A 1,029-nucleotide genomic window follows, 5' to 3' on the forward strand; every position below is an offset into this window, starting at 1 on the left:
TACGCCAGCACGCCGAAGAACGCGCCGATGATGCCCACGACCATGGTGGCCACGATCAGCACCATGGGGTTGATCTTCTTGGACAGCAGCCAGTAGTACAGCCAGAAGGCGATCATGCCGAGCATGCCGGGCATGATGCCGTCCAGGATGTCCTGGAGGGTCTGGGCGTCGTCGCCCGAGCCGATGGCCACCGGGATGCTGGCCCAGAACATGTCCTTGCACATGGCGCCCACGACCATGACGCCCACGATGCCCACGCAGGTCATGATCTTCTGCATGAGGCCGGTCCTCTGGGCCTCGTCCAGGAAGCCCACGCCCAGCTCGTAGCCCTTGACGGCGCCCCAGACGCGCAGCGCGAAGCCGGGGACGTTGTAGATGAGCAGGAAGGCGATGGGGCCGAAGGGGTTGCCGGCCTGGCACAGGCTGATGCCCACCGCGGCGGCGACCACGCGCAGCGTCGACAGGAAGATGGAGTCGCCGATGCCGGACAGCGGGCCCATGAGGGCGGCCTTGACGTCGTTGACGCTCTCGGGCTCGATCTCGCCGCGGGCGACCTTCTCCTCCATGGCCATCGCGATGCCGCCGACGAACGGGGCGAACTGGACGGTGATGTTGAAGAACGCGCAGTGGCGGTGCAGGGCCTCGGCGTAGTCGTCGGGGCGGCCGGCGTAGATCTTCTTGAGCATGTTGGCGACCATCAGGCAGAAGGCGATGTTCATCTGCTTGTAGTAGGTCCAGGAGAACTCCATGCCCAGGGCGCCGACGTTGACGGCGCTCTTGACGAGGTCGGAGCGCGTGATCCTGTTCTCGGGACTAGAAGTCATCGTCCTCATCCCCTTCCGCGGAGAGCTGGGGCTGGGCTCCGCCCAGGCCGAGCAGGTCGAACTTGTCGATGCCGATGATGATGGCGATCAGGGCGACGCCCAGGACGGGCACGTTGGCGTAGGAGCACAGCAGGAAGCCCAGGAAGTAGAAGGGCACGAGCTGCTTGGTGAGCACCAGGCGGCCGAGCATGGCGAAGCCCATGGC

Annotated in this window: 2 protein-coding genes; both read right to left on the reverse strand. The window is 65.6% G+C overall.

Annotated features, from left to right (window positions below):
• A partial coding sequence (locus tag I2D41_RS08130; RefSeq protein WP_458795871.1) for a PTS system mannose/fructose/sorbose family transporter subunit IID occupies positions 1-824 on the reverse strand: 824 nt, incomplete at its 3' end.
• A partial coding sequence (locus I2D41_RS08135) for a PTS sugar transporter subunit IIC (RefSeq protein ID WP_147326485.1) occupies positions 814-1,029 on the reverse strand: 216 nt, incomplete at its 5' end. The genes I2D41_RS08135 and I2D41_RS08130, both read right to left, overlap by 11 nt.

It is taken from the genome of Collinsella aerofaciens, from assembly GCF_015552075.1.
GTDB lineage: Bacteria > Actinomycetota > Coriobacteriia > Coriobacteriales > Coriobacteriaceae > Collinsella > Collinsella aerofaciens_Y.